General features: G+C 74.6%; 26 protein-coding genes. 12 read left to right on the top strand and 14 right to left on the bottom strand.

Features of this window, described 5'->3' with window-relative positions:
- Positions 1 to 13: 13 nt before the first annotated feature.
- Genes ACQ452_RS10075 through ACQ452_RS10065 form a run of 3 tightly spaced genes read right to left on the bottom strand, consistent with a single transcriptional unit; the run spans position 14 to position 2,782 of the window.
- Positions 14 to 604, bottom strand: coding sequence for a GNAT family N-acetyltransferase (locus tag ACQ452_RS10075; protein WP_433392525.1), 591 nt, complete (start codon positions 602 to 604; stop codon positions 14 to 16).
- On the bottom strand, positions 601 to 2,121 hold the full coding sequence (locus ACQ452_RS10070; protein WP_433392524.1) for an APC family permease: 1,521 nt from the start codon (positions 2,119 to 2,121) through the stop codon (positions 601 to 603). The genes ACQ452_RS10075 and ACQ452_RS10070 overlap by 4 nt, the downstream gene beginning before the upstream one ends.
- A 40-nt stretch (positions 2,122 to 2,161) precedes the next feature.
- Positions 2,162 to 2,782, bottom strand: coding sequence for a GOLPH3/VPS74 family protein (locus ACQ452_RS10065; RefSeq protein WP_433392522.1), 621 nt, complete (start codon positions 2,780 to 2,782; stop codon positions 2,162 to 2,164).
- A gap of 141 nt (positions 2,783 to 2,923) precedes the next feature.
- On the opposite strand from ACQ452_RS10065, the gene ACQ452_RS10060 reads away from it, so the two are divergent.
- Genes ACQ452_RS10060 through hrpB form a run of 3 tightly spaced genes read left to right on the top strand, consistent with a single transcriptional unit; the run spans position 2,924 to position 6,615 of the window.
- The gene (locus tag ACQ452_RS10060; RefSeq protein WP_433392520.1) at positions 2,924 to 3,766 is read left to right on the top strand and encodes a helix-turn-helix domain-containing protein; all 843 of its coding nucleotides are present in this window, start codon (positions 2,924 to 2,926) and stop codon (positions 3,764 to 3,766) included.
- Positions 3,767 to 3,804: 38 nt separating this feature from the next.
- Positions 3,805 to 4,005, top strand: a complete 201-nt coding sequence (locus ACQ452_RS10055) for a DUF397 domain-containing protein (protein ID WP_433392518.1) — start codon at positions 3,805 to 3,807, stop codon at positions 4,003 to 4,005.
- Between the two features lie 30 nt (positions 4,006 to 4,035).
- Positions 4,036 to 6,615 (top strand): ATP-dependent helicase HrpB, encoded by a 2,580-nt coding sequence (gene hrpB / locus ACQ452_RS10050; protein ID WP_433394079.1) that lies wholly within the window; start codon positions 4,036 to 4,038, stop codon positions 6,613 to 6,615.
- A 21-nt stretch (positions 6,616 to 6,636) separates the two neighbouring features.
- On the opposite strand, the gene ACQ452_RS10045 is transcribed toward hrpB, so the two are convergent.
- Positions 6,637 to 7,362 carry a PP2C family protein-serine/threonine phosphatase gene (locus ACQ452_RS10045; RefSeq protein WP_433392516.1) on the bottom strand — a complete coding sequence of 242 codons (726 nt, stop codon included), beginning with the start codon at positions 7,360 to 7,362 and terminating at the stop codon, positions 6,637 to 6,639.
- Between the two features lie 224 nt (positions 7,363 to 7,586).
- Between ACQ452_RS10045 and ACQ452_RS10040 the strand changes: the two genes are divergently transcribed.
- Both ACQ452_RS10040 and ACQ452_RS10035 read left to right on the top strand, forming a co-directional pair.
- A complete protein-coding gene (locus ACQ452_RS10040) occupies positions 7,587 to 10,199 on the top strand; it encodes a glycoside hydrolase family 9 protein (protein ID WP_433392515.1) in 2,613 nt (870 codons plus the stop codon).
- Between the two features lie 321 nt (positions 10,200 to 10,520).
- Complete coding sequence (locus ACQ452_RS10035) at positions 10,521 to 10,763, top strand: hypothetical protein (RefSeq protein ID WP_433392513.1); 243 nt, start codon at positions 10,521 to 10,523, stop codon at positions 10,761 to 10,763.
- A gap of 48 nt (positions 10,764 to 10,811) precedes the next feature.
- On the opposite strand, the gene ACQ452_RS10030 is transcribed toward ACQ452_RS10035, so the two are convergent.
- From ACQ452_RS10030 to ACQ452_RS10020, 3 genes are read right to left on the bottom strand one after another with little or no spacing between them, the layout of a single operon-like run.
- The gene (locus tag ACQ452_RS10030; RefSeq protein ID WP_433392511.1) at positions 10,812 to 11,777 is read right to left on the bottom strand and encodes a TIGR03885 family FMN-dependent LLM class oxidoreductase; all 966 of its coding nucleotides are present in this window, start codon (positions 11,775 to 11,777) and stop codon (positions 10,812 to 10,814) included.
- 58 nt (positions 11,778 to 11,835) lie between these two features.
- On the bottom strand, positions 11,836 to 13,248 hold the full coding sequence (locus ACQ452_RS10025) for an NADP-dependent succinic semialdehyde dehydrogenase (protein ID WP_433392509.1): 1,413 nt from the start codon (positions 13,246 to 13,248) through the stop codon (positions 11,836 to 11,838).
- 13 nt (positions 13,249 to 13,261) lie between these two features.
- Positions 13,262 to 13,525 (bottom strand): DUF6343 family protein, encoded by a 264-nt coding sequence (locus tag ACQ452_RS10020; RefSeq protein ID WP_433392507.1) that lies wholly within the window; start codon positions 13,523 to 13,525, stop codon positions 13,262 to 13,264.
- Between the two features lie 204 nt (positions 13,526 to 13,729).
- On the opposite strand from ACQ452_RS10020, the gene ACQ452_RS10015 reads away from it, so the two are divergent.
- Positions 13,730 to 14,581, top strand: a complete 852-nt coding sequence (locus ACQ452_RS10015) for a GDSL-type esterase/lipase family protein (RefSeq protein ID WP_433392505.1) — start codon at positions 13,730 to 13,732, stop codon at positions 14,579 to 14,581.
- Positions 14,582 to 14,644: 63 nt separating this feature from the next.
- On the opposite strand, the gene ACQ452_RS10010 is transcribed toward ACQ452_RS10015, so the two are convergent.
- From ACQ452_RS10010 to ACQ452_RS10000, 3 genes are all read right to left on the bottom strand, one after another.
- On the bottom strand, positions 14,645 to 15,403 hold the full coding sequence (locus ACQ452_RS10010) for a hypothetical protein (RefSeq protein ID WP_433392503.1): 759 nt from the start codon (positions 15,401 to 15,403) through the stop codon (positions 14,645 to 14,647).
- Positions 15,404 to 15,440: 37 nt separating this feature from the next.
- Positions 15,441 to 15,584 carry a hypothetical protein gene (locus ACQ452_RS10005; RefSeq protein WP_433392501.1) on the bottom strand — a complete coding sequence of 48 codons (144 nt, stop codon included), beginning with the start codon at positions 15,582 to 15,584 and terminating at the stop codon, positions 15,441 to 15,443.
- A gap of 103 nt (positions 15,585 to 15,687) precedes the next feature.
- On the bottom strand, positions 15,688 to 16,539 hold the full coding sequence (locus ACQ452_RS10000; protein WP_433392499.1) for a peptidase M23: 852 nt from the start codon (positions 16,537 to 16,539) through the stop codon (positions 15,688 to 15,690).
- A 416-nt stretch (positions 16,540 to 16,955) separates the two neighbouring features.
- On the opposite strand from ACQ452_RS10000, the gene ACQ452_RS09995 reads away from it, so the two are divergent.
- From ACQ452_RS09995 to ACQ452_RS09985, 3 genes are all read left to right on the top strand, one after another.
- The gene (locus tag ACQ452_RS09995; protein WP_433392498.1) at positions 16,956 to 17,876 is read left to right on the top strand and encodes a proteasome assembly chaperone family protein; all 921 of its coding nucleotides are present in this window, start codon (positions 16,956 to 16,958) and stop codon (positions 17,874 to 17,876) included.
- A 70-nt stretch (positions 17,877 to 17,946) separates the two neighbouring features.
- The gene (locus ACQ452_RS09990; protein WP_433392496.1) at positions 17,947 to 18,744 is read left to right on the top strand and encodes an exodeoxyribonuclease III; all 798 of its coding nucleotides are present in this window, start codon (positions 17,947 to 17,949) and stop codon (positions 18,742 to 18,744) included.
- 28 nt (positions 18,745 to 18,772) lie between these two features.
- Complete coding sequence (locus ACQ452_RS09985) at positions 18,773 to 19,084, top strand: antibiotic biosynthesis monooxygenase family protein (RefSeq protein ID WP_433392494.1); 312 nt, start codon at positions 18,773 to 18,775, stop codon at positions 19,082 to 19,084.
- Between the two features lie 228 nt (positions 19,085 to 19,312).
- Here the strand turns inward: ACQ452_RS09985 and ACQ452_RS09980 are convergent, their stop codons facing one another.
- On the bottom strand, positions 19,313 to 19,972 hold the full coding sequence (locus ACQ452_RS09980) for a class F sortase (protein ID WP_433392492.1): 660 nt from the start codon (positions 19,970 to 19,972) through the stop codon (positions 19,313 to 19,315).
- Between ACQ452_RS09980 and ACQ452_RS09975 the strand changes: the two genes are divergently transcribed.
- The gene (locus ACQ452_RS09975) at positions 19,875 to 20,204 is read left to right on the top strand and encodes a hypothetical protein (protein ID WP_433394502.1); all 330 of its coding nucleotides are present in this window, start codon (positions 19,875 to 19,877) and stop codon (positions 20,202 to 20,204) included. The two genes, ACQ452_RS09980 and ACQ452_RS09975, sit on opposite strands and share 98 nt — an antisense overlap.
- Here ACQ452_RS09975 and ACQ452_RS09970 read toward each other — a convergent pair.
- On the bottom strand, positions 20,167 to 20,877 hold the full coding sequence (locus tag ACQ452_RS09970; RefSeq protein WP_433392490.1) for a hypothetical protein: 711 nt from the start codon (positions 20,875 to 20,877) through the stop codon (positions 20,167 to 20,169). The two genes, ACQ452_RS09975 and ACQ452_RS09970, sit on opposite strands and share 38 nt — an antisense overlap.
- A gap of 128 nt (positions 20,878 to 21,005) precedes the next feature.
- Here ACQ452_RS09970 and trmB point away from each other — a divergent pair, with 128 nt between their 5' ends.
- A complete protein-coding gene (gene trmB, locus ACQ452_RS09965; RefSeq protein ID WP_433392488.1) occupies positions 21,006 to 21,719 on the top strand; it encodes a tRNA (guanosine(46)-N7)-methyltransferase TrmB in 714 nt (237 codons plus the stop codon).
- Positions 21,720 to 21,798: 79 nt separating this feature from the next.
- Positions 21,799 to 24,303 carry a DEAD/DEAH box helicase gene (locus ACQ452_RS09960; protein ID WP_433392486.1) on the top strand — a complete coding sequence of 835 codons (2,505 nt, stop codon included), beginning with the start codon at positions 21,799 to 21,801 and terminating at the stop codon, positions 24,301 to 24,303.
- A 59-nt stretch (positions 24,304 to 24,362) separates the two neighbouring features.
- Here the strand turns inward: ACQ452_RS09960 and ACQ452_RS09955 are convergent, their stop codons facing one another.
- Both ACQ452_RS09955 and ACQ452_RS09950 read right to left on the bottom strand, forming a co-directional pair.
- Positions 24,363 to 24,917 carry a TetR/AcrR family transcriptional regulator gene (locus ACQ452_RS09955; protein ID WP_433392484.1) on the bottom strand — a complete coding sequence of 185 codons (555 nt, stop codon included), beginning with the start codon at positions 24,915 to 24,917 and terminating at the stop codon, positions 24,363 to 24,365.
- Positions 24,910 to 25,743: an alpha/beta fold hydrolase gene (locus tag ACQ452_RS09950; RefSeq protein ID WP_433392482.1), complete on the bottom strand. Its 834-nt coding sequence runs from the start codon at positions 25,741 to 25,743 to the stop codon at positions 24,910 to 24,912. The genes ACQ452_RS09955 and ACQ452_RS09950 overlap by 8 nt, the downstream gene beginning before the upstream one ends.
- Between the last annotated feature and the right edge of the window lie 162 nt (positions 25,744 to 25,905).

Genomic DNA, 25,905 nt, shown 5'->3' with positions numbered 1-25,905 from the left:
GGCGTCGTCGTTCTCAGCGCGCGGGTTCCCGCCACATCGGCCAGAACGGCGTGCCGTCGGGCAGGCGGAACGGCTCGGCGACCCGGTAGCCGTGCCGCGCGTAGAGGTCACGACTGCTCTCGCTGGCCGCCTCCAGGTAACCGGGAATCCCCTCGGCGTCCAGGACGGCATGGTGGTGCCGCAGCAGCGCGGCGCCCAGCCCCTGCCCCTGCCGGCCCGGAGCCACGGCGAGGAACGCCAGGTGGTGGTGGTCGGAGTGCGGGTGGTGGGCCTCGAAGAGCTTGTCCAGGTGCGCGAACCGGTCGGTCCACTCCCCGCAGGCCGCGGCCAGCCGGGCGTCGTAGTCGGCCGGGGGCGGGACCGCGTCGCCGACCGACGGGAACCAGACCGCCACCCCCGCCCGGTCCGCGGTCGCGTGCACCAGGCCGTACCGCATCGCGTGCTCCACCAGGATCGCGAAGTTGCCGGCCAGCACGGACTGCCGTCGCCCGGCGTCCGGCACCAGCCAGCGGGGGGCGTCGAGGGCCATGAAGGCCTCGGCGATCCGGCCGGCCACCAGCGACGTCTCCGCCGGCCCGAGCCGGTCGACCCGCGCCTCGCTCATCGCCGCGCCCCCGTCGGGACCGGCCCGTCGACGGCCCCGGCCGTCGGCAACGTCGCCGCCGTGCTCCCCGCGCCCAGACCGATCCGGGCGTACGTGCGGGGGCGGCTGGCGCGCAGCACCAGCGCCCAGAGCACGCCGAGCAGCGCGGCGACCGGGTAGACCGCCGGGACCGCCCAGCGCAGGGGCGAGTCCGGCGCCACCCCGAGCAGGTTGGCGAAGTTGGCCACCGCCAGGGTGACGATCACGGCGAGGGCCACGGCGGCGAGACCGGGGGCGACCGCGCGACGCCACAGCGTCTCGGCCACCCCGGCGCGGGCGAAGAATGCGATCACCGCGACGGAGGTGGTGGCGATCAGCAGCAGCACCCCGAACCCACCGGCCGTGCCGACCCAGTAGAACAGCTGCACCACCGGATCCCAGCCGTTGACCGCGTAGAGCACGATCACCACCAGCCCGAGCACGCTCTGCGCGAGCGAGGCCGCCCAGGGCGCCGCGGTACGCGGGGAGGTCCGCCCGAACACGGCCGGCAGCACCCGCTCACGGCCGAGCGCGAAGGCGTACCGGGCGGTGGTGTTGTGAAACGAGATCATCGCGGCGAGCACCGAGGTGAGGAAGAGCGCCTGGCCGATGGTGACGGCGGTGCCCCCCAGGTGCGACTCGGCCAGGTTGAAGATCAGACCGACGCTCTGCTCCCCCGCCTCGGCGGCGATCCGGTCCGGTCCGACGGCGACGGTCATGCTCCACGACGAGAGCGCGTAGATGCCCGCGATGATGGCGATGGAGAGGTACGTGGCCAGCCGCACCGTCCGCTGCGGGTCCCGGCTCTCCTCGCTGAACACCACGGCGGACTCGAAGCCGACGAAGCCCAGGATGGCCAGCACCAGCACCGCCCCGGCGCCGGGCACGACGAGGTTCTCCGGCGACAGGGCGGCGAAGCTGACCTCCCCGCCGGCCGGGTGGGTCAACTGCCCGAGGTCGAAGACGATGATCACCACCATCTCGGCGACCAGCAGCGCCGCGAGGATCAGGCCGTTGAGGTCGATCCGGAGCAGGCCGAGCACGCCGACCGTCGCCCAGGCCGCGAGCGCCACGACCCACCACGCCGGGGAAACCCCGAAGAGGCGGCCCAGCACCGGCTCCGCGGCGGCGCCGATGGTGCCGTAGAGCCCCACCTGCAGGGCGTTGTAGGCGATCAGCGCCACCCAGGCGGCGCCGACGCCGGCCGGGCGGCCCAGTCCCCGGGCGACGTAGGCGTAGAACGCGCCGGCGTTGGTCATCCGCCGGGCCATCGCCACGTACCCGATGGAGAAGAGGGCGAGCACCGCGGCCACCGCCAGGAAGGCCACCGGGATGCCGAGCACGCCGACGACCCCGTAGCCGGTGGTGACGACGCCGGCCACCACGGTCAACGGGGCGGCGGCGGAGAGGACGAAGAAGATCACCGACGGGACGCCGAGCCGGCCGCGGGCCAGGGCCTCGGAGACGTTGCTCGGTCGCTCGAGCGTGGGTGTCGACATGCGTGGACTCCGGTTCGAGGGAGGGGTGGGAAGAGGGCGGTCAGCCGCTCAGTACGGCGGCGCCGACCGCGGCCTCGGTGTGCGCCACGAGTTCGCGCAGCGGCGGGGGGAGCGCCGGGATGAGCACGCCCAGCCGGTGGTGCGCCCGGGGACCGGCGCTCCAGAGCACCTCGCGGCTCAGGCCGACGGCGACGACGAGGCCCAGCAGCAGCCCGTCCGGCACGGTCGGCGGGTCCGGCCGGTCGAGCAGGGCGCGCAGCCGGGTGGCCGGCCAGGCCGCCGCGTTGAGGTCGATCGGCCGGTAGCTGACGGTGGTGCGCAGCAGCCGCCGGCCTTCCTGCCGCCGCAGCACGCCGGCCCTGGCCAGCCGCTCCGCCACCGACGCGGTGGCGGTCTGCGCCAGGAAGCTCAGCCAGGTGCGCACGGGATGCTGTTGGGCCTCGCCGATCACCTGGTCGAGCACGGTGTGCGCCAGCGCGTCGCCCGGGGGGCGCCGATCGACCACCGTGACGAGCCCGGCGGAGACGGTGAGGTGCCCGTGCAGGACCAGTTCACCGAGCAGTCCGCCGGCGAGGCCGAGGCCGGTCGCCGTCGGGTGCAGCTTCGCCTTGCCCCGGCTGTCGTTGTGGGTGATCAGGAAGAACTCGTCGGCGATGAGCAACCGGTCCTCCCGCGCTGGTTGTCCACAGTGATCGCAACCGGGCAAGGATGCACCGGCCGTGACTGCAACGCAACTCCCGTTTATGACAGTTGCACTCCGTGCTGATGCGACCTGCGGATCTTGTCGTGACAGACTCGGAGGGTGACCGCGAGCCCCACCGTCCGCCGCCGCCGCATCGCCCGGGAACTCCGCCAGTTGCGCGAGCGCGCCGGCATGACCCTGGACGTCGCCGCCCGGCAACTGGACATGTCGAAGAGCAACCTGTCCCGCATCGAGAACGCCCAGATCGGCATCAAGCCCCGCGACGTGCGGGCCGCGCTGGCGCTGTACGAGGTGACCGGGGCCGACGCCGAGGCGTTGATCGAGATCGCCCGCGGGGCGCAGCAGCGCGGCTGGTGGCAGAGCTACAGCGACGTGCTGCCCGAGTGGTTCGAGTTCTACGTCGGGCTGGAGGCGGAGGCGGCGACCCTGCGCACGTACGAGGTCGAGGCGGTACCGGGGCTGCTGCAGACCGAGGCGTACGCGCGGGAGGTCTTCCGGCGCACCGCGGGCGAGGACGGCATCGAGCGCAAGGTCGCCGCGCGGCTGCGCCGGCAGGACGTGCTGCACCGCGACGATCCGGTCGAGCTGTCCGTGGTGCTCAACGAGGCGGTGCTGAGCCGCCCGGTCGGCGGCCACGCCGTGATGGCCGATCAGATGAGCCACCTCGCGAAGATCTCCCAACTACCGAACGTGACTATTCAGGTACTTCCATTCTCGGCCGGCGGGCACCCGGCGATGAACGCCGCGTACGTCGTGTTGACGTTCGCCGATGCCGCCGACGCAACCGTGGTCTACCTGGAAAACCTCACGATGGGGCTGGCTCTGGAGGAGGTCGGTCAGGTGCGCGGGTATAGCCTTGTGCACGAGGAGCTGTGCCGGATGGCGCTCGGTCCGGAGGCGTCTTTGACGCGCCTGACGGAGGCTTCTCGCTACTTTGCGTGACCGTCACGGCGGCACGCCGCACAGACGGGGGTACCGCGATGACCGCGCTCGACCTGACCCGGGCCCAGTGGCGCACCAGCACCCGCAGCGTGGGCAACGGCAACTGCGTGGAGGTCGCCGCCGCCGGGGACCGGGTCGCCGTCCGGGACAGCAAGGACCGGCCCGGCCCGGTGCTGGCGTTCCCCGCGCCGGCCTGGCGTGCCTTCGTCACCGGCGTGGACGCGGTACGCCCCGACTGAGCCGCGTCGCGGGCGGTGCGAGACTGGGCCGTGCTCTCGGACGTGCCACTGGACCTGCCCGTACGCCCGGTGCTGCCGGAGCTGGTCGCGGCCCTGCGCGCGACCGGCGCCGGGGTGCTGGTCGCCCCGCCGGGCACCGGCAAGACGACCCTCGCCCCGCTGGCCGTGGCCGACGCGGTCGCGGGCCGCGTGCTGGTCGCCCAGCCGCGCCGGATCGCCGCCCGCGCGGCGGCGCGCCGGATGGCCGCGCTGCTGGGCGAGCCGGTCGGCGAGCGCATCGGGTACGCCGTGCGCGGCGAGCGTCGCAGCGGGCCCCGGACCCGGATCGAGGTGGTCACCACCGGGCTGCTGGTCCGGCGGCTGCACCGCGATCCCGAGCTGGACGGCACCGGTGCCGTCCTGCTCGACGAGTGCCACGAACGGCACCTCGACGCCGACCTGGCCCTCGCGTTCGCCGTCGAGGCCCGGGCGGCGCTGCGACCCGACCTCTGGCTGCTGGCGATGTCGGCCACGCCCGAGGCGGACCGCTTCGCGGCGTTGCTCGGCGGCCCGGCGGGCCCCGCGCCGATCGTCCGGGCGTCGGAGGCCCTGCACCCGGTGACCCGGGTCTGGGCGCCGCCGCCCCGGCCGGTGGTCGCGTCCGGTGCCGGCCCGGTCGACCGGGGCCTGCTCGACCACGTCGCGGCGACGGTGCGCCGGGCGCTGCGCGAGCGCGACGGGGACGTGCTGGTCTTCCTGCCCGGGGCCGGCGAGATCGCCGCCGTCGCGCGCCGGCTGGGCGAAATGCGCGACGCGGTCGCGGTCCTGCCGCTGCACGGCCGGCAGCGCGGCGCCGAGCAGGACGCGGCGCTGCGCCCGGCCGACCGGCGGCGCGTGGTGCTGGCGACGGCGGTGGCGGAGAGCAGCCTGACCGTGCCGGGCGTGCGGGTGGTGGTGGACGCCGGGCTGTCCCGGGTGGCCCGGATGGATCTGGCCCGCGGGCTGGGGGCGCTGGTCACCGTCGCGGTGTCCCGGGCGGCGGCCACCCAGCGGGCCGGCCGGGCGGGCCGGGAGGCGCCCGGGTACGTCTACCGCTGCTGGTCGGCGGCCACCCACGAGCGGCTGGCCCCGCAACCGGAGCCGGAGATCGCCACCGCCGACCTGACCGGCTTCGCCCTGGAGCTGGCCGCCTGGGGGTCGCCGGACGGCGTCGGGCTGGCCCTGCCGGATCCGCCTCCGGCGGCGGCGATGACGGTGGCCCGGGACACCCTCACCACCCTCGGCGCGCTCGACGGGGACGGTCGGATCACCGACCGGGGCCGGGCGATCGCCGCCGTCGGCGCGCATCCCCGGCTGGCCCGGGCGCTGCTCGACGGGGCGGCCCGGGTGGGCGCGGACCGGGCGACGGAGGTCGTGGCGGTGCTCGCCGAGGACACCGTCGCCGGTCCGGGCGACGACCTGACCGCCGCCTGGCGTCGGCTGCGCGCGGGCGCGGACCCGGGGGCGACCGCCCGCTGGCGCGCGGAGGTACGCCGGCTGCGGGCCGCCCTGCCCGACGCTCCCGCCGCGCCGGCGGCGCACCCCGGCCGAGCACGCCCGACTCGCGCCCCCGGCGCGGCGCCGACCGGGGACGCGGGCCGGGACCGGCTGACCGACGATCTGGCCGCCGGGCTGCTGGTCGGGCTGGCGCACCCGGAGCGGCTGGCCCGGACGCGGCGCTCGGGCGGCTCGGCGTACCTGATGAGCGGCGGGACCGCGGCGGAGCTGGCGCCCGGGTCGCAGCTGGCGGGCGCCGACTGGCTCGCGGTGGCGGTCGCGGACCGCTCCCCCGGCGCGCCGACCGCCCGGGTTCGGCTGGCCACTCCGCTGGACGAGGCGACCGCCCGGGAGGCGGGCGGGGCGCTGCTGCGCACCGAGCGGCAGGTCGGCTGGTCCGGCGAGGACGTGGTCGCCCGGGAGGTGGTGCGGCTGGGTGCGATCGAGCTGGTCGAGCGGCCGATCGCCCGGCCCGACCCGGCGCAGGTGGCGGCGGCCCTGCTGACCGGGCTGCGCCGCAGCGGCCTCGGGTTGCTGACCTGGAGCCCGGCGGCGCGGGCGCTGCGCGAGCGGCTGGCGTTCTGCCGGCACGCGCTCGGCGGCGACTGGCCCGACGTCAGCGACGAGGCGCTGCTCGCCGACGCGCCCGCCTGGCTGGGCCCGGAGCTGGCCCGCGCCCGCCGCCGCGCCGACCTGGCCCGGGTCGACGTGGTCGCTGCGCTGCGCCGGCTGCTGCCGTGGGCGCTGGCGGCCCGGCTCGACGAGGTGGCCCCGGAGCGGGTCACCGTGCCGAGCGGGTCGCGGATCCGGCTCGACTACGCCGACCCGGCGGCGCCGGTGCTCGCGGTGAAGCTCCAGGAGACCTTCGGCTGGCGCGACGCTCCCCGCGTCGCCGACGGTCGGGTGCCGGTGCTGCTGCACCTGCTCTCGCCGGCCGGGCGTCCGGTGGCGGTCACCGCCGATCTGGCGTCGTTCTGGCGCACGGGCTACCCGCAGGTGCGCGGGGAGCTGCGGGGGCGCTACCCGCGCCACCCGTGGCCGCAGGACCCGGGCACGGCGCCGCCCACCCGGCACGCCACCCCGCGACGCCGCTGACCGGCCCGCCGCCGGGTTCACTCACTCCTGCACGACGTCGGCGACGACCACCGTGACGTTGTCCGGTCCGCCGGCACGCAGCGCCAGGTCGATCAGCCGCCGGGCGCATTCGGCGCGGTCCGGGTGCTCGGCGAGCACCTCGGCGAGGGTTTCCGGGCGGACGACGTTGGACAGCCCGTCGCTGCACAACAGCCAGCGGTCGCCGGCCCACGGCACCATCGTCGCGTATGTCGGGGAGACCTCCTCGCCCTGCAACGCCTGGGTCACCACGGCCCGGCGGGGGTGGCTGCTCGCCTGGTCGGGGGTGATCACCCCCTGGTCGACGAGCATCTGCACGAACGTGTCGTCGCGGGTGATCTGCTTGAGCACGCCTTCGCGGAACAGGTAGGCGCGGGAGTCGCCGACGTGGGCCAGGGCCAGGCAGCTGCCGGTGCGGGCGAAGAGCAGGGCGGTCAGGGTGGTGCCCATGCCCTGCCGCTCCCCGTCCTCGGCGACCGCCTGGCTGATCCGCGCGGTGGCCAGCTGGATGCCGCCCTGCAGCGCGGCCACCAGGGCGTGCTCGGGGGTCTCCACGTCCAGCGGAGCGACCGCGTCGATGGCGATCGCGCTGGCCAGGTCGCCGGCGGCCATCCCGCCCATGCCGTCGGCGACGGCGACGAGCCAGGTGCCGGCGTGCAGGGCGTCCTGGTTCCCACTGCGGATCAGCCCACGGTCGCTCGTTCCCACGGAACGCAGCTTCAGGGTCATGGGTGGCAGCCTGCCAGGCGGAGGGCGCAGTTGTCTCTAGGAGATCGGGACCTCGGCGCGTCGCGCGGCGAATCTCACGTCGCGGACGCGGCCCGGCGCACCCTCGGACCATCCAGCCGGATCGATTGACAGGGCACCGGGGGCACTGCCACCATCGAGACGACCTGGGAGCGCTCCCAGCTTTGTCCCCGTCCCGTCCCCGCAGTCGTCCGGAAGGAACACCCGTGCCGCGACCCCGCCGCCGCCTCGCACTGCTCGCCGCCGCGACCACCATCGCCCTGACCGGAGCCATCGCCGGCACCGCCCACGCCGAACCGCCCCCCGACGCCCCCGAACAGATCGACAACGGCGACTTCGGCGCCGGTGTGTCCCCCTGGTTCTCCTACGGCACCGGGGCCCTCGGGGTCACCGACGGCCGGCTCTGCGCCACGGTGCCCGGTGGCCTGGCCAACCCGTGGGACGCCGGCATCGGCCAGGACGGCGTGCCGCTGGTCGCCGGGGCCGAGTACACCCTCGGCTTCGACGTCTCCGCCACCCCCGGCACCGCCGTGAAGGCCGTGCTGCAACTGGGCAGCGCCCCCTACACGACGTACGCCAGCGTCGACGCCGCCGCCGGCGGCACCGCCCAGCGCTTCGAGAAGACGTTCACGGTCGCCGAGGGCAACCCGGCCGCCCAGCTGATCTTCCAGGTCGGTGGCGGCGCGGCCGAGCAGACCGTCTGCCTGGACGACGTCTCGCTGCGCGGGGGCGACCCGCCCGAGCCGTACGTGCCCGACACCGGGCCACGGGTGCGGGTCAACCAGGTCGGCTACCTGCCCGGCGGGCCCAAGAACGCCACAGTGGTGACCTCGGCGACCGACGCCCTGCCCTGGCAGCTCCGCTCCGCCGCCGGCGCCGTCCTGGCCAGCGGCAGCACCACCCCGCGCGGCGTCGACGCCGCCTCCGGGCAGAACGTGCAGACGCTCGACTTCTCCGCGTACCGGAGCACGGGCGCCGGGCTGACCCTCACCGTCGACGGCGAGACCAGCCACCCCTTCGACATCTCGGGCACCCTCTACGACCGGCTGCGCTCCGACGCCCTCCAGTTCTTCTACGCCCAGCGCAGCGGCATCGCCATCGACGGCGACCTGATCGGCGCCGAGTACGCCCGCCCCGCCGGGCACCTCGACGTGGCACCCAACAAGGGCGACACCAACGTGCCCTGCCAGCCGGGGGTCTGCGACTACAGCCTCGACGTGCGCGGCGGCTGGTACGACGCCGGCGACCACGGCAAGTACGTCGTCAACGGCGGCATCGCCACGTACCAGCTCCTGAACACCTTCGAGCGGACCCGCACGGCCGCCACCGCCGGGCACGGCGCGGCCCTCGGCGACAACACCCTGCGGGTGCCCGAGCGCGGCAACGGCGTGCCGGACGTCCTCGACGAGGCCCGCTGGGAGCTGGAGTTCCTGCTGCGCATGCAGGTGCCGGCCGGCAAGCCGCTCGCCGGGATGGTCCACCACAAGATCCACGACCGGAACTGGACCGGGCTGCCGCTCGCCCCGCACGACGACCCCGAGCAGCGCGAGCTGCACCCGCCGTCCACCGCCGCCACCTTGAACCTGGCCGCCGTCGCCGGGCAGTGCGCGCGGCTCTTCGCCCCCTACGACGCGGCCTTCGCGAAGCGCTGCGGCACGGCGGCGAAGACGGCCTACGCCGCCGCCAGGGCCAACCCGACGCGGTACGCCAGCCCGACCGACAGCACCGGCGGCGGCGCGTACGACGACACGTCCGTCACCGACGAGTTCTACTGGGCCGCCGTCGAGCTCTACCTGAGCACCGGGGAACAGCCGTACCTGGCGGACCTGACCGCGTCACCGCACCACACCGGCGACGTGTTCGACCCGCGCGGGTTCGGCTGGCAGGGCGTCGCCGCCCTGGGCCGCCTCGACCTGGCCACCGTCCCGAACGGGCTGCCCGCCGCCGACCTGACCCGGGTGCGCGCCTCGGTCACCGCCGCCGCCGACGCCCACCTCGCCGAGGCGGGCCGGCAGGCGTACGGGCTGCCGATGCCCGGTGACGCCGCCAGCTACTTCTGGGGCGGCAACGGCAACCTGATCAACAACGCCGTCGTGCTGGCGACCGCCTTCGACCTGACCCGCGACGCGAAGTACCGCGACGGCGCGGTGCAGGCGACGGACTACGTCCTCGGCCGCAACGCGCTGAACATCTCGTACGTGACCGGGTGGGGCGAGCACGCGGCGGAGAACCAGCACAGCCGCATCTTCGGCCACCAGCTCGACCCGGAGCTGCCGAAGCCCCCGGCGGGATCGCTGGCCGGCGGCCCGAACGCCGCCCTGCAGGACCCGTTCGCCGCCAAGCTGCTCGCCGGCTGCAAGCCGATGTTCTGCTACGTCGACGACATCAACTCGTACGCCACCAACGAGGTGGCGATCAACTGGAACTCGGCGCTGACCTGGATCGCCTCGTTCCTGGCCGACCAGGGTGACTCGGCGGCGGTGCCGGCCCCGACCTGCGCGGCCACGTACACCAATTACGGCGCCTGGCAGGGCGGCACCGGGTTCACCGCCCAGGTCACCATCCGCAACACCGGGACCCGCACCGTCGACGGCTGGACGACCCGCTTCGCCTTCACCGGCGACCAGAAGGTACGCGAGGCGTGGCTGGCGAAGACCACCCAGGCCGGGGCCACGGTCACCGCGCGCAACGAGTCGTACAACGCCCGGATCGCTCCCGGCGGCACCGTCACCTTCGGCTTCAACGCGCTGACCGGCGGCGGCGCCAACCCGGAACCGGGCCTGATCACCGTCAACGGCGCGGCCTGCACGCTCTCCTGACCGGCCCGGGGCAGGCCGCGCAGCCGGTCCCCGAGCCCCGGCGGCGCCGGTCCGCTCCGGCGACGCGTCCCCGGTGATGATCGCGCAGTCTCCGAAGTGGTGGCCTCCCCCGCGTGCGGGGGAGGTCACCACTTCGCCGGACGTGTTCGCGCGCGTCCGTGGCAGCGGCGTACGACCGGGTGGGCCTCTCCCCCGTCGCGCCGCTCGGCGGTCACGTCGGTGAGCGAGGCCCTCCGCCACGGCGACGGCGGCCCGACACGGCCCTCAGCCGGCGGGTCGACCGACCCGGCAAGGTTGCCGGCGGCTCATACCATCACGGCCATGGATGGCACGGGCTGGATGCTGATCGGGGTGGCGGGGGCCGTCATCGGGGTCGTTGCGGTCCTGCGGCGGCCTGCGTCGCCGCCCCGCGACCGGGACGCCGCCATGAAGGCGGCACGCAAGGCCATCGGGCAGTCCCGCCGCAGCGGGCGGCGCACCAGGCGGGGCGGCATCCGCGGCCAGGGGTACGGGGACGCCAGCACGAGGGACGCCGCCGGCAGCGACTCCGGCGGGACACCCTGACCTTCGGCGGGCGGCGACCCCGGCCGGCGTCGCCCGTCGACCCGCCGCTCAGCTGGCGCTGCGCAGCTTCGGCAGCACCTCGGCGCCGAACGCGTCGATGAAGTCCCGCTGCTCCTGCCCGACGTGGTGCAGGGCGATCTGGTCGAAGCCCAGCTCCAGGTACTCCTCCAGCCAGCCGACGTGCCGGCCGAGGTCGGCGGAGACGTTCACGACGTCGTGGACCTTCTCCATCGGCACGTCCTGCGAGACCGCGTCGAAGTGCTCCGGGGTCTCCAGGTCCCAGCAGATCGGCGGGGCGAAGACGTTGCTGCGCCACTGGTCGTACGCGAGCCGCTCGGCCTCGGCCTGCTCCGGCGCCCAGCTCACGTGCACCTGTAGGTGCAGCGGCCCGCGCCCGCCGGCCTCCCGGTACGCGTCGATCATCTGCCGCAGGTGGTCGATCGGGGCGTTCACGGTGATCAGCCCGTCCGCCCACTCTGCGCACCAGCGTGCGGTGGCCACGCTGACCGCCGCCCCGATCAGGGCCGGCGGCTGCTCCGGCCGGGTCCACAGCTTCGCCCGGTCCACCCGGACCAGGCCGTCGTGGCTGACCTCCTCGCCGGCCAGTAGCGCGCGGATCACGTCCACGCACTCGCGCAGCCGGGCGGCGCGCACGTCCTTGCGCGGCCAGCCGTCGCCGGTGATGTGCTCGTTGCTGGCCTCGCCGGTGCCCAGGGCGGCCCAGAACCGGCCCGGGTACATCGCCCCCAGGGTGCCGATGGCCTGCGCGATGATCGCCGGGTGGTAGCGCTGCCCGGGGGCGTTGACCACCCCGAACGGCAGGTCGGTGGCCTGCAGCGCGGCCCCCAGCCAGGACCAGGCGAAGCCGGACTGGCCCTGCCGCTCGCTCCAGGGCGCGAAGTGGTCCGAGGACATGGCGGCGTCGAAACCGGCCCGCTCGGCGTGGATCACCGCCTCCAGCAGGGCGCGGGGATGGATCTGCTCGTGGGACGCGTGGAAGCCGAACACCGTCATGGGATCACTTCCTACCCATGACGGTGTCCGGCTACGCCGGGCAACGCGAACCTGTGGGCTACTCCGCGTGCGCCCCGACGCCGGCCGAGGCGGCCCCCTCGCCCACCCAGACGGTCTTGGTGTTGCAGAACTCCCGCATCCCGAGCGCGGAGAGTTCGCGGCCGTAGCCGGAGTTCTTCACCCCGCCGAAGGGCAGCTCGGGGTACGACGTGGTCATCCCGTTGACGAAGACGTTCCCGGCGTCCAGGTCGGCGGCGAAGCGCTCCTGCTCCTGCGGGTCGCGGGTCCACGCGTTGGAGCCCAGGCCGAACGAGGTCCCGTTGGCCACCTCGATCGCCTCGTCGTACGACGACACCCGGTAGAGGCCCGCGACCGGCCCGAAGACCTCCTCGGACCACATCCGCATCTCCGGCCTCAGGTCGGTGACGACGGTCGGCGGGTAGAACCAGCCGGGCCCGGCGGGCGGCTCGCCGCCGCAGAGCACGGTGGCGCCCCTGTCGACCGCGTCGCGCACCTGGGCGTGGACCTCGTCGCGCCCGCCCTCGCTGGCCAGCGGGCCGACGTCGGTGTCGGGATCCATCGGGTCGCCGACCCGCAGGGCCGACATGTTCGCGGCGAGCTTCTCGGCGAAGGCGTCGAAGACGTCGGTGTGCACGATGAACCGCTTGGCGGCGATGCAGGACTGGCCGTTGTTCTGGCAGCGCGCGGTGGTGGCGACCTCGGCGGCCCGCTCCAGGTCGGCCGACGGCATCACCACGAACGGGTCGCTGCCGCCGAGTTCCAGCACGGTCTTCTTCAGTTCCCGGCCGGCGATCTGGGCGATGGAGCGGCCGGCGCCCTCGCTGCCCGTGAGCGTGGCCGCGCGTACCCGGGGGTCGCTGAGCACCCGCTCGACCTCGGCCGAACCGATCAGCAGGGTGGTGAAGGCCCCCTCCGGGAAGCCGGCGCGGCGGAACAGGTCCTCCAGCAGCAGCGCGGTCTGCGGCACGTTGGAGGCGTGCTTGAGCAGGCCGGTGTTGCCGGCCATCAGGGCCGGCGCGGCGAAGCGCAGCACCTGCCAGAGCGGGAAGTTCCACGGCATCACCGCGAGCACCGGCCCGATCGGCTGGTAGCGGACGAACGCGCGGGTGGCCTTGACCGCCTCGGCGTCGGCGGGCTCGTCGGCGAGGAACTCGGCCGCCCTCGCCGCGTAGAAGCGGCACGCCCCGGCGCACTTCGTGACCTCGGCCCTGGCCGACGCGTACGTCTTGCCCATCTCGGTGGTCATCAGCCGGGCGATCTCGTCGCGCTCGGCCTCCAGCAGGTCGGCCGCCGCGTTCAGCCAGCGTCCGCGCTGGGCGATGGTGGTGCCGCGCAGTTGTCGGTACGCCAGGTCGGCCCGCTCGATGGCGGCGTCGATCTGTTCGGCCGACATCGGCTCGTAGCTCTTGAGCGTCCGTCCGGTGGCGGGGTTGGTGGTGGCTATCGGCATCTCGTACTCCTGATCACTCGAAGAGTGAGTGGCGGGCTCCCGGCTCCTCCCGGCGGCGGGCGGCGCGGCGGCGCTGGATGATGATCAGGTCGACCACGGCGACCACCGCGAAGACCGCGCAGAGGACCCCCAGCCAGAGCAGGTCGGCGTTGATGGCCAGCACCGCGAAGACGGTCATCGTGACCAGCCCGAACCCGGCGAGCACGAGCCGCAGGTTGAGCGCGCTGTTGGCGTGACCGACGGTGCCGCGGGCGCGGCGGGGCTGCGATCTCGTCATCGCACCGACCTACCCCCGATCATCGCGCTTAACCCGTCCGGCGGGCGCCCGGACGGGTTGGCGCGGCGCGCGGTGGCGCCCGCCTAGCACGCCCGCCCGTTCGGGGGCAGCCCTCTGCCGCATAGCCGACAGCCCCGGCCACGCGAGCGCCCTTGCGCTTAGAGTTACCGCGCTGTCGCTCTCCGCTGCGGGACTGGGGATGTCATGCCTCGACGCTGGGTCACCGTGGCCGCCTGCCTGCTGGCGTTGGCCGCTCTCGCCTGTGAGGGTGCCGGGGAGCCCGGCTCCCGCCCGCCACGCGAGACGCCGTCGCCCGGCGCCGCCGGTGGGATCGCGGCCCTCGGCGACTCGATCAGCACCGGCTTCGGCTCCTGCCTGGCGCTCGTCTCGTGCGAGCGCAACTCCTGGTCCACCGGCGACGGGCTGCGCGTCGACAGCCTCTACCGGCGGCTGCTCGACCGCAAGCCGGCACTGCGGGGCCGCGCCCACAACCACGCCGGCAACGGGGCCCGCGCGGCGTCGCTGGCGGGCCAGGCCGAGCGGGCGGTACGCGACCGCGTCGACCACGTCACCGTGCTGATCGGCGCCAACGACGTCTGTCGGGGCGGCATCGAGGCGATGACCCCGGTGAAGCAGTTCCGCGCCGACATCGACCGAGGCCTGCGGGTGCTGCGGCAGGGCCGCCCGAAGGCCCGGGTGCTGGTGGTGAGCGTGCCCAACCTGTACCGGCTCTGGGAGGTCGGGCACACCGACCCGCGGGCCGTGCGGGCCTGGAAGCGTGGCGTCTGCCCGGCGCTGCTGGCCGATCCCGCCTCGACGGATCCGCTCGACCGGGCCCGCCGGGCGGCGGTACGGGAGCGCATCGTCGACTACAACGCCCAACTCGCCGCCGCCTGCCGGGCGTACGGCTCGCGCTGCCGCTACGACGGCGGGGCGGCGTACCGGGTGCGCTTCGACCTCGGCCTGGTCAACCCGCTGGACTGGTTCCATCCGAACGCGGCCGGACAGGACCGCCTGGCCGACGTGGCGTGGCGGGCCTGGGGCCTCGGATCCTGATCCCGAACGCGCCGCACCCCGACGCACCGGCCCTGCACCGGGTCGGCGCAGGGCCGTGACGACTCAGGGCCGGCGGGGTTCGGGGACGGCCGGCCCGCCGTGCTGGCGGTAGAGGGCCTGGGAGCGCACGGCGAGGTCCTTGGTGGCCGACGAGTTGGCCCAGGTGCCGAGGACGATCGCCGCGCCGGGCACCACCTTGGCGAAGATCCGCTTCGCCGCCCGCACCCCGGCCATCTGGGCCAGCCGTACGCCGAGGCGCAGCATCACCTTGCCGAGCGGGTTCTGCCCGCCGCCGCCGAAGAGGGCGCCGGCGCGCTCCCGCCCGGCGGCCACCCCGAGCGCGAGCCGGGCGCTCTCGGCGACCTTGTGCACCTTCTGCAACACCAGCAGGTCGGTGGCCCGGTCACCGTGCCCCGGGTCGACGCCGTACGCGGCCGCGACGTGCAGCACCATCCGGGCCTGCGTCCAGGCCAGGATGCCCACGTCGATCACGGCGCCGGGCAGCCCGGCGGCACCCGAGACCGCCCCGGAGAGCCGGGCGTGGTTGACGAACTTGCGTACCGCCTGTTCCGCCAGGGCCTCGGCGGACGCCCCGGGCTGCTCGGCCCGGGCCCGCGCGGCCCACTGCGCCGCCTCCGGGCCCAACCGGCGGACGGCCTCGAGGGCGAGGTGCTCCGGGGCGTACTGCGGGTCCTCCCGCATCCGGTCCCAGAGCTTCAGTGGCGGCGCCTCGGTGGCCTCCCGCGTCGGTGCCGGCGCCACGGCCGGCGGCTGCGGTGCCCCGGTGACGGGCTGGCCGTCGGCGGGCGCGGAATCGGTCACAGGGTCTCCCGGAGGTCGCAGAGGTCGTCGGCGGCGGTCAGCGGCGGTTCTGGAACTTGGCCGCGAGGCCCTTCAGTTTCTGCTGGTTGCCGGGCTTGGCCATCTCGCGTCGGCCCCGGTCGACGAGCTGCTGGCCCTTGGGTGAGCGCAGGAAGGTGGTGATCCGCTGCATCAGTGACATTTCGTCCTCCAGTCGGTGGTGCCTGGTCCATGTGTACCTCGGAGTGACAACCCATGTACCCCGGATGCGCGGACCGCAACCGTCCACTGTGGTTGACCGGAGCCTACTGGGCGACCTTCAGGCATGCCGAGACGACCTCGGTGGCGGGCGACTCGTGCTTGGCGTAGTGCTCCGGGTAGGCGGAGATCTGCACCGCCTGGGCGGCGTCGGTCAACCGCATCTGCTGCCAGCCGGGCACCGCCGCCAGGGCGGCGAGGAACTGGCGGGTGGCGAACTCCGGGTCCATCAGCCGACCCACCGGGCCCCAGCCGCTGCTGGAGCGCTGCTGGAACAGCCCGACCGAGTCGTGGTCCCAGCCGACCCCCTGGTGCGGGTAGTTGCGGGACTCCGGGAGCACCCCGCTGGCGATGTTGTAGAGATTGCTCTCCTGCATCGCGGTGGCGACGGCGATCACCAACGCCCGCCGGGGCATCCCCATCTCGCGTCCGGTCCGCACGATGGCCTCGGCGTTCTTCATCTGGGCCCGGTCGAGCCCGGCCACCGGGACGAGGACCGGCTTGCGCGTGGTCGCCCGCGGCGCGGGGGTGCTCGCGGCCGGCGTCGGGGTCGCCGTCAGGTCCGGGTCGGTGGCGGGGGTGGGGCTGGCGGTGGCGGCGACGGGGACGCGCTGGGAGCCGCGGGAGGCGGGGTCCGGCTCGGCACGCTCGGCGAGCGCGGCGGGGGTCGCGGCGTCGGGTTCGTCCCGCGCGCCCTGGGCGACGGCGGTCAGGCCGAGGCAGCACAGCACCCCGGCGGCGAGGGCGATCCGGGCGCGGGCCGGCCCGCGCGTCAACAGCGCGGCGTACGCCCCGGCCGGGCGGAGGTTGACTGTCCGTTCGTAGGAGGGGGTACCGTCCGAACGGTCGATCGGGTCAGCGGGGGTGAGCTGATGGTCGAGGGTGCGGTCGTCAGGCATCAGCCGAGGCTAGGCAGGCCGACTCGCCGATGGGCGAGGTGATCTCGTGGCCTTCCTCACGATATGGCCGGGATCGGGTGGACGTCGCGGCCCTGGCGGGCACCCCCCGGAACGAACCTCGCGGACCGGGCAGACCTCGGCCTCGCCCCGGGCCGTCCCCGCCCGGCCGTAAGAGCGACAAATCCCCACCGTCCTCGCCATGATCCCCAAACTCCCCCGTTCGACCGATACCCTGACGTCCTGACAGACATCGATCGTCGCCCGACGGCGGGCTCCCGAGCCTCCGTCCACACGTCGGGCGCGTGGGCGGCCCCCGGCGGGGTGCGGCGTGGAATGCACGAGGATGGCGGGTACGTTTCCCGAACCGGGTGCCGTCGCGCGGCGACCCGTACGCACGACCAGGGAGGTCCGCACCGGTGCTCGACCCACACGAGCTCTACGAGCTCACCGACGATCTGCCCGACCTCGGTCAGCCGGTCCTGATCCAGACCCTCACCGGCTTCGTCGACGCCGGCAGCGCCACCCGACTGGCCAGGGAGCAGCTACTCACCTCGCTGGACGCCCGCCCCGTCGCCCGGTTCGACGTCGACCAGCTCTTCGACTACCGCTCGCGCCGACCGGTGATGACCTTCGTCGAGGACCACTGGGAGGCGTACGACGCCCCGGCGCTGGAGCTGCACCTGCTGCACGACGACGACGAGACCCCCTTCCTGCTGCTCACCGGCCCGGAACCGGACCTGCAGTGGGAGCGCTTCGTGGCGGCGGTCGCCGGGATCTCCGCGCGGCTGGATGTCCGGCTCACCGTCGGGCTCAACTCGATCCCGATGGCGGTGCCGCACAGCCGGCCCGCCGGGGTGACCGCCCACGCCACCCGCCCCGAGCTGATCGCCGGCTACGAACCGTGGTTGCAGCGGGTGCAGGTGCCGGGCAGCGTCGGGCACCTGCTGGAATACCGCCTCGGCGAGCAGGGCCGCGACGCGCTCGGATTCTCCGCCCACGTGCCGCACTACGTGGCGCAGACGGAATACCCCGCCTCCGCCGAGGTGCTGCTCGCCTCCGTGTCCCGCAGCACCGGGCTGCTCCTGCCCCGCGACGGGCTGCGCTCGGCGGCCGAGGTGGTGCGGATGGAGATCGACCGGCAGGTCGCCCAGACCGACGACGCCGCCCAGCTTGTCCAGGCCCTGGAGGAGCAGTACGACGCGTTCGCGCGCGGGCGGGGCGAGAAGAACCTGCTCGCCGCCGAGGCCGGACCGCTGCCCACCGCCGACGAGCTGGGTGCCGAGCTGGAGCGGTTCCTGGCCGAGCAGACCCGCCCGGGCGACACCCCGGGCGCCTGAGCGCCGCGCCCGCCGCGACACCCGCGACGGTGACGCGGCGGCGCGGCCCGGGATGGGGCAGGCTGGTCGCATGCGCCTGGCGACCTGGAACGTGAACTCGGTGAAGGCCCGCCTACCCCGGCTGCTGGACTGGCTGGCCGGCACCGCGCCGGACGTCGTCTGCCTCCAGGAGACCAAGTGCCCCGACGGGGCGTTCCCGGTGGCCGAGGTGGGCGAGCTGGGCTACACGGTGGCCAGCCACAGCGACGGCCGGTGGAACGGCGTCGCCGTCCTGTCCCGGGTCGGCCTGGCCGACGTGACGGTCGGGTTCCCCGGCGAACCGGGCTTCCCCGAGCCCGAGGCCCGGGCCATCTCCGCGACCTGCGCCGGGGTCCGGGTCTGGTCGGTGTACGTGCCCAACGGCCGCGCGGTCGACGACCCGCACTACGCGTACAAGCTGGCCTGGCTCGCGGCGCTGCGCGACGCGGTGCAGGCGGAGCTGACCGGCGGCCTGCCGCTGGCGGTCTGCGGTGACTTCAACGTGGCGCCCACCGACGCCGACGTCTGGGACCCGGCGCTGTTCACCCACTCCACGCACGTCACCCCGGCCGAGCGCGCGGCCCTCGCGGCGCTGCGCGACCTCGGCCTCTCGGACGTGGTGCCCACGCCGATGAAGGGCCCGCACCCGTTCACCTACTGGGACTACCGGGCGGGGATGTTCCACCAGGACAAGGGCATGCGGATCGACCTCGTGTACGCCTCGGCGCCGCTGGCCCGGGCGGTCCGCTCGGCGTACGTGGACCGGGAGGCACGCAAGGGCAAGGGCCCCTCCGATCACGCGCCGATCGTCCTCGACGCCGACCTGGTTCCGGCGGTCGAGTCGTTCTGAGCCCCGGCGGCGTCGTTAGGGTGGAGCCATGGCAGTCGTGAAGATCAACGCAATCGACGTCCCCGACGGCGCGGGCGAGGAGCTGGAGAAGCGGTTCGCCGCCCGGGCCGGCGCGGTGGAGGGCTCCCCCGGTTTCCTCGGCTTCGAACTGCTGCGCCCGGTCGCGGGCGAGAAGCGCTACTTCGTCTACACGAGGTGGGAGACCGAGGAGGCGTACCAGGCGTGGGCGGCCGGGCCGTCCCGGGCCGCGCACGCCGGTGGCGAGCAGCGGCGTCCGGTCGCCTCCGGGGCGAGCCTGCTGGAGTTCGAAGTGGCGATGCAGGTCTCGCCCCGGCCCTGATCCCGTTCGGCGGCTCGGCGCGGCCGTCCGGTCGGCTGCGAAGCCGTGCGGCTCCGGCTTGGGGCGGCCGGTGGGGACGCGTGGGTGACCGGTGAAAGACCTTGGAGCGACACGGCCCCCGAGGGGCCGATTCCCGCCAGGATCTCGGGCCGTCTCCCCGCGTGCGGGCCGCGTCGGAGGGCGGGCCGGTGCGTCGCAGCCCTGTCGGTGAGCGATGACGAGATCGCCTCAGGGACGGCGGGTCTGCACCAGGGAAGCGAAGGCGATCACGTTGTCGGCGTAACCCGTCCGCCCGCCCACCCACTGGCCACCGCAGGTGATCAACCGCAGCTCCGGCGGCCCGTCGTCGCCGTACACCCGGTCGGCGGGCAACTCGTCCTTGCCGAAGTACTCCACCGAATCCACCGCGAAGACCACCACGCTCCGGTCGTCCCGGGTCACCTCGATCCGGTCGCCGACCGTCAGCGCCGCCAGCTCGTGGAAGACCGCCGGTCCGCTCCTGGTGTCCACGTGCCCGACGACGACGGCCCGGCCCGGCTCGCCCGGTGTCGGGCCGTGGTCGTACCAGCCGGTCTCGTCCGCCCGGGCCAGCGGCGGCACGTCGATGGAACCGTCGGGGGCCTGCCCGACCGGTTCCACGGGCGCGGCCACCCTGATCGCCGGCACGCTCAACGCGACCGGGCGGCTGGCCGCCAGCGCCGGCCCGTCGGCGGCCGAGGAGGAGGCGGGCCGGTCGGCGGCGTCACCGGCTGACTCGAACGGTCCCCCCGTGCGGCCCAGACCCGCGCCGGTGGCGAAGACGCCGACCAGCACCATGATCACCGCCACCGGCACCGACCAGGGCCGGCGGCCCGGCCCGGCCGGCCGGGCCACCCGCGCCGACGCCACAGCCGACGCAGTCGCGTCCCGCGACGCCACACCCGACGACGCCACGCCCGCAGCCGCCACACCCACAGCCGCCGGGGCGGTACCCCGCGACGCCGCACCCGACGGGGCCACATCCGTCGACGTCACGACCGGCCAGGTGGCGCGGGCGGACGCCACGGCCGGCCGGTTCACCCGCGCGGACGTCACGGCCGGCCTCAGCGGCGGGAGCCGGCGCGGGGCCGACGCCGCGTGAGCACGCCGATCGTCACCCCGGCCACGGCCAGGGCCACGCCTCCGGGCAGGAGCAGCCCGCCGGTGCCGTCCCCGGCGGTGCCGCCGAAGCCCGTGTTCGGCCCCCGGCTCGGGTACCTGCTGTCGGGACGCGGCGGGTACGGGGCCGGCCGGTCCGTCGGCCGGTGGGTGGGCGAGTGCGAGGGCATCTTCTTCACCACCTGCAGCATCGTCGTCGCGGTCTCCCCGTCCCGGCACTCCAGCTTCACCCGGTAGTTGCCGGGCCAGACGCGCTCACGGACCATCGGTGACGCGGTGAGCAGCCCCCGCTGCGGTCGCACGGCGACCCGGCCGAAGGCGTCGGACGCCACGATCGCCGGCACCGAGTTGTCCTGGCAGCTCGCCCGGATGCCGACCAGGTAGCCGGGCTGCACCGTGCCGGGGCTGACCTCGACGAAGACCCGCCAGCCGCCGGCGGGCGGGTCACCGCCGGGCTGCTCGCCACCGGGGGCGCCGGGCTGCTCGGGGGCCGGTGCCAACGCGGGCACCCGGGCGGGCACGAGGGCCGCCCGGCGGCCGGCGGCGGGCGTGACCTCCGACGGTCCCCCGGTCGCAGTCGCGACCCCCGCGAGCGGTCCGGCGAGCGCGGCGCCCACAACCGCCAGCGCGGTGCCGAGGCGTGCGGCTGACCCCATGGCCCCTCCCGGCGCAGTAGCGCTACGCCGGGCAGCGGCCGCCCGGCCTGCCGTACGGGGTGGTTCGTGCCATCCCCGTCGTACATCACATCCACTCCGGCGCGGCCGTCGCGTACGCTCGGGTCGCTGTGACCTCCACCGACTTCCCCGCCGCCGTGTCCACGCCGCCGTCTGCCCGCCCGATCCGGACGTTCCATCCGCGCCGTGGCCGGATGAGCAGCCGCCAGACGGAGGCCCTGGACCGGTTCTGGTCGGTCTACGGCCTGGACGTCCCGGAACGACCCGGCACCCCGGTGGACCAGGCCGCCCTGTTCGGTCGCCGGGCCCCACTGGTCGTGGAGATCGGCTCCGGAATGGGCGACACCACGGCCGAAATGGCCGCCGCCGACCCGGACCGAGACTATCTGGCGGTCGAGGTGCACACGCCGGGAATCGCCAACCTGCTGGACCTGCTGGACCGGCACGGACTGCGCAACGTACGGGTGGCGCAGGGCGACGCCCTGGACCTGGTCGCGGGGCTGCCGGCGGGGGCGCTGGACGCCGTGCACGTCTTCTTTCCCGACCCCTGGCCCAAGTCCCGCCACCACAAGCGGCGGATCATCCAGCCGGCCCACGTGGCGCTGCTGCGCTCCCGGCTGACGCCGGGCGGCACCCTGCACTGCGCCACGGACTGGGCCGAGTACGCGGCGGCGATGCGGGCGACCCTGGACGCGGATCCGGGGCTGGCCAACACCCACGACGGTTTCGCCCCCCGCCCGGCGCACCGCCCGGTGACGAAGTTCGAGCGCCGGGCCCTGCGGGCGGATCGCCCCGTCTTCGACCTGATCTACCGCCGCGCGTGAGCCGAGGGGCCGCTCCCGTCACCTCGACCGCCCCGCCGGTTGGCGCTCGGGGGCCTGCGGCAGGCACCATGGACGCGCTATGACGCTCACCGCCGCGCTGCCGCCAACCGCCGACCCCGACGCCCTCTTCGACGCCTTCGCCGGCTGGGCGAAGGAGCGCGGCCTCGACCTCTACTCCCACCAGGAGGAGGCGGTCATCGAGATCGTCTCCGGCGCGAACGTGATCATGAACACGCCGACCGGCTCCGGCAAGAGCCTGGTGGCGATCGCCGCGCACTTCGCGGCCCTGGCCGACAGCCGGACGACCTTCTACACCGCGCCGATCAAGGCGCTGGTGTCGGAGAAGTTCTTCGCTCTCTGCGAGGTCTTCGGCGCCGACAACGTGGGCATGCTGACCGGCGACGCCAGCGTCAACGCCGACGCGCCGATCATCTGCTGCACCGCCGAGATCCTGGCCAACCTGGCGCTGCGCGAGGGTGAGCGGGCCGACGTCGGCCAAGTGATCATGGACGAGTTCCACTTCTACGCCGAACCGGACCGGGGCTGGGCGTGGCAGGTGCCCCTGATCGAGCTGCCGCAGGCGCAGTTCGTCCTGATGTCCGCCACGCTGGGCGACACCACGCGCTTCGTCGACGACCTGACCCGGCGCAACGGCCGACCCACCGCCGTCGTGCGCTCCGCCGAGCGGCCGGTCCCCCTCATCTTCTCGTACGCCACGACGCCGATGCACGAGACGCTGGAGGAACTGCTCGAGACGAAGCAGGCACCCGTCTACGTCGTGCACTTCACCCAGGCCGCCGCCCTGGAACGCGCACAGGCCCTGATGAGCGTCAACGTCTGCACCCGCGCCGAGAAGGACATGATCGCCACCGCGATCGGCAACTTCCGGTTCACCTCCGGCTTCGGCAAGACCCTCACCCGGCTGGTCCGGCACGGCATCGGCGTGCACCACGCCGGGATGCTGCCCAAATACCGCCGCCTCGTCGAGACCCTGGCCCAGGCCGGCCTGCTGAAGGTCATCTGCGGCACCGACACCCTCGGCGTCGGCATCAACGTGCCGATCCGCACCGTGCTCTTCACCGGCCTGTCGAAGTACGACGGGGTGCGGACCCGGCTGCTCAAGGTCCGCGAGTTCCACCAGATCGCCGGCCGGGCCGGCCGGGCCGGGTTCGACACCGTCGGCCGGGTCGTCGTGCAGGCCCCCGAGCACGTCATCGAGAACGAGAAGGCGCTCGCCAAGGCCGGCGACGACCCGAAGAAGCGGCGCAAGGTGGTGCGCAAGAAGCCGCCGGAGGGTTCGATCGGTTGGGGGCAGCCCACCTTCGACCGGCTGGTCGAGGCCGAGCCGGAGGCCCTGACCTCCAGCTTCCAGGTCAGCCACTCGATGCTGCTCAACGTCATCGGCCGCCCCGGCGACGCGTTCGCCGCGATGCGGCACCTGCTCACCGACAACCACGAGGACGCCGCCGCCCAGCGCCGGCACATCCGCCGCGCCATCGCCATCTACCGGGCGCTGCGCGCGGGCGGCGTCGTCGAGCAGCTCGACGAGCCCGACGAGACCGGCCGGCGGGTCCGCCTCACCGTCGACCTCCAGCTCGACTTCGCCCTCAACCAGCCGCTCTCCCCCCTCGCCCTGGCCGCCATCGAGCTGCTGGACGTCGAGTCCCCCTCGTACGCGCTCGACGTGCTCTCGGTGATCGAGTCGATCCTCGACGACCCGCGCCAGATCCTCTCCGCGCAGCAGTTCAAGGCCCGCGGCGAGGCGGTCGCCGCGATGAAGGCCGAGGGCATCGAGTACGAGGCCCGCCTCGAACTGCTCGACGGGGTGACCCACCCGAAGCCCCTCGCGGAGCTGCTGGAGGCCGCGTACGAGATGTACCGGCAGGGGCACCCGTGGGTCGCCGACCACCAGCTCTCCCCCAAGTCCGTCGTGCGCGACATGTACGAGCGGGCGATGACCTTCACCGAGTACGTGCAGTTCTACGGGCTGACCCGCTCCGAGGGCCTGGTGCTGCGCTACCTCGCCGACGCGTACAAGACGCTGCGGCAGACGGTGCCCGAGGACGCCAAGACCGAGGAGCTGGTCGACCTCATCGAGTGGCTCGGCGAGCTGGTGCGGCAGGTCGACTCCAGCCTCATCGACGAGTGGGAGCGGCTGCGCAACCCCACGGACGCCGCCGAGGCGGCCGAGGCGCTGGACGACCGCGTGCCGGCGGTCACCCGCAACGCCCGCGCGTTCCGGGTGCTGGTGCGCAACGCCCTGTTCCGCAGGGTCGAGCTGGCCGCCCTGCGCCGCTGGTACGACCTCGGCGAGCTGGACGCCGCGTCGGGCTGGGACGCGGACGCCTGGGCCGAGGCGCTGGAGCCCTACTTCGAGGCGTACGGGGAGATCGGGGTGGGGCCGGACGCGCGCGGGCCGGCGCTGATCATGATCGAGCAGGGCCGGGAGCGGTGGACGGTCCGGCAGATCCTCGACGACCCCGACGAGGACCACGACTGGGGCATCAGCGCCGAGGTCGACCTCGCGGCCTCCGACGAGGCGGGCGCGGCGGTCGTGCGGATCACCTCGGTCGGCCAGCTCTAGGAATCACCGAGGCGGCGGGGCGCCCAGAGGCGCTGCGCTTGCGGCGCCGCTGGAAGAGCTCAGTCGCGGCGCAGGCCCCGGTCCAGCAGGTCGACCATCCAGGCGAAGCTCTCGTCGGCGTCCTCCTGCCACTGGAAGCCGTTCGCCTGCTGGAGCGTGGCGAATCCGTGCAGCGCGCTGCGCAGCGTGCGTAGTGCGTGCGTCTGCTCGGCCGGGGCGATCCGGTAGCCGCGCAGGACCGCCGACAGCGACGCGATCACCCGCTCCCCGGCGGCCTCGAACCCGGCGTCGGAGGCCGCGCCCACGGTGGCCGCGTACCGGCCCGGGCGCTGCGTCACGTAGCAGCGGAACACCCGGGCGGCGGCGGCCAGCGCGTCCCGGCCGGCGATGCCCTGCATGGCGTCGCGGAGGGCGTCGCCCAGCTCGGTCATCGCCAGCCTGGCGATGCCCTGCCGCAGCTCGGCGAGGCCGTCCACGTGCTTGTACAGCGAGGGGGTACGCACCCCGAGCCGCTCCGCCACCAGGGCCATGCTCAGCGCGGCGAAGCCCCGCTCGTCGGCGACCGCGGCGGCGGCCGAGATCACCGTGGCCCGGTCGAGGCCGGCCCTAGGCACGGGCGGTGGCGGCGAGGAACGGCAGCACGAGGGCCACCACCTGGTCGGGGAACTGGGTGTGCGGGTAGTGCCCGGCGCCCTCGACGAGCGCCACCGCGCCCAGGCCGGCGGGCAGCGCGGCGGCGATCGCCTCGCCCTCGGCGCGCGGGTCGCCCCAGTCCGGGTCGAGCGTCCCCTCGACGATCAGCACGGGGCAGCGGACGTTGCCGAGCTGCGCCCCGGCGTCGGCAGGGGTGCTCCGGCCCATCTTCTGCAACGCCTTCATCCGGCCGGGCTCGCGCAGCCGGGCCTCGATCCGGGCCAGCTGCGCGGCCCAGTCGGCCGGTCGCTCGCCGGGGAATGCGATGTCCAGGTAGCTCAGCCAGAGCCTGACGTCGCCGAGCAGGCCCGCGCCCAGCAGCCGGCTCATGCCCTGCCGGAAGCGCCTGACCCGCAGGTCGGCGAGGCCGATCGACTGCTTGCGGGTGAACGGCGCGAGTTCGACGACCCCGGTGACCAGCTCGGGCGCGGTGGCCGCGGCGACGGTGGCCGCGCCGCCGGAGATCGAGTGCCCGACCAGCACCGCCGGGCCGCCCAGGTGCCGGACGAGCGCGACCAGGTCGCCGGCGATGTCGGTGCGGGAGTACGACGGCCAGCCGACGCTGGACTCGCCACAGCCCCGCAGGTCGGTGGCGGCGACCCGGTAGCCGGCGGCGACCAACCGGGGAACGACGAAACGGTACGCGTCGCGGCTGTCGCCCATGCCGTGCGCGAGGAGCACGAGCGGGCCCTCGCCGGTCACCTCGTAGGCGATGCGCCCGCCGTCGACGGAGAGGTACTCGGTCATGGCAACCCCCAGGTCTGGCTAACTTCGTTAGCTAAAAGCTAATGGCGTTAGCCAGTCCTGTCAACAAGCAGCTCCCTGGGCACCGGCATGTGCGGGAAGCCCGGCGGCGGGCAGCGGAAGGGTCGGACATCCCGGGCCGTCGACGTGGATGCCGTGGCGCGC

The organism is Micromonospora sp. KLBMP9576 (assembly GCF_050941805.1).
GTDB lineage: Bacteria > Actinomycetota > Actinomycetes > Mycobacteriales > Micromonosporaceae > Micromonospora.
The sequence above is the reverse complement of the archived record's forward strand: the minus strand, read 5'-3'. Positions and strand labels throughout refer to the sequence as shown.

What these genes read in the sequence shown, in the direction of transcription:
- ACQ452_RS10075 (WP_433392525.1), bottom strand. Translation starts at nt 604, where the DNA reads ATGAGCGAGGCGCGGGTCGACCGGCTCGGGCCGGCGGAGACGTCGCTG.
- ACQ452_RS10015 (WP_433392505.1), top strand. Translation starts at nt 13,730, where the DNA reads ATGCCTCGACGCTGGGTCACCGTGGCCGCCTGCCTGCTGGCGTTGGCC.
- ACQ452_RS10025 (WP_433392509.1), bottom strand. Translation starts at nt 13,248, where the DNA reads ATGCCGATAGCCACCACCAACCCCGCCACCGGACGGACGCTCAAGAGC.
- ACQ452_RS10005 (WP_433392501.1), bottom strand. Translation starts at nt 15,584, where the DNA reads ATGTCACTGATGCAGCGGATCACCACCTTCCTGCGCTCACCCAAGGGC.
- ACQ452_RS09960 (WP_433392486.1), top strand. Translation starts at nt 21,799, where the DNA reads ATGACGCTCACCGCCGCGCTGCCGCCAACCGCCGACCCCGACGCCCTC.
- ACQ452_RS09990 (WP_433392496.1), top strand. Translation starts at nt 17,947, where the DNA reads ATGCGCCTGGCGACCTGGAACGTGAACTCGGTGAAGGCCCGCCTACCC.
- ACQ452_RS09985 (WP_433392494.1), top strand. Translation starts at nt 18,773, where the DNA reads ATGGCAGTCGTGAAGATCAACGCAATCGACGTCCCCGACGGCGCGGGC.
- ACQ452_RS10000 (WP_433392499.1), bottom strand. Translation starts at nt 16,539, where the DNA reads ATGCCTGACGACCGCACCCTCGACCATCAGCTCACCCCCGCTGACCCG.
- ACQ452_RS10045 (WP_433392516.1), bottom strand. Translation starts at nt 7,362, where the DNA reads ATGACCCTGAAGCTGCGTTCCGTGGGAACGAGCGACCGTGGGCTGATC.
- ACQ452_RS09970 (WP_433392490.1), bottom strand. Translation starts at nt 20,877, where the DNA reads ATGGGGTCAGCCGCACGCCTCGGCACCGCGCTGGCGGTTGTGGGCGCC.
- ACQ452_RS10020 (WP_433392507.1), bottom strand. Translation starts at nt 13,525, where the DNA reads ATGACGAGATCGCAGCCCCGCCGCGCCCGCGGCACCGTCGGTCACGCC.
- ACQ452_RS10035 (WP_433392513.1), top strand. Translation starts at nt 10,521, where the DNA reads ATGGATGGCACGGGCTGGATGCTGATCGGGGTGGCGGGGGCCGTCATC.
- ACQ452_RS10055 (WP_433392518.1), top strand. Translation starts at nt 3,805, where the DNA reads ATGACCGCGCTCGACCTGACCCGGGCCCAGTGGCGCACCAGCACCCGC.
- ACQ452_RS10030 (WP_433392511.1), bottom strand. Translation starts at nt 11,777, where the DNA reads ATGACGGTGTTCGGCTTCCACGCGTCCCACGAGCAGATCCATCCCCGC.
- ACQ452_RS10070 (WP_433392524.1), bottom strand. Translation starts at nt 2,121, where the DNA reads ATGTCGACACCCACGCTCGAGCGACCGAGCAACGTCTCCGAGGCCCTG.
- ACQ452_RS09950 (WP_433392482.1), bottom strand. Translation starts at nt 25,743, where the DNA reads ATGACCGAGTACCTCTCCGTCGACGGCGGGCGCATCGCCTACGAGGTG.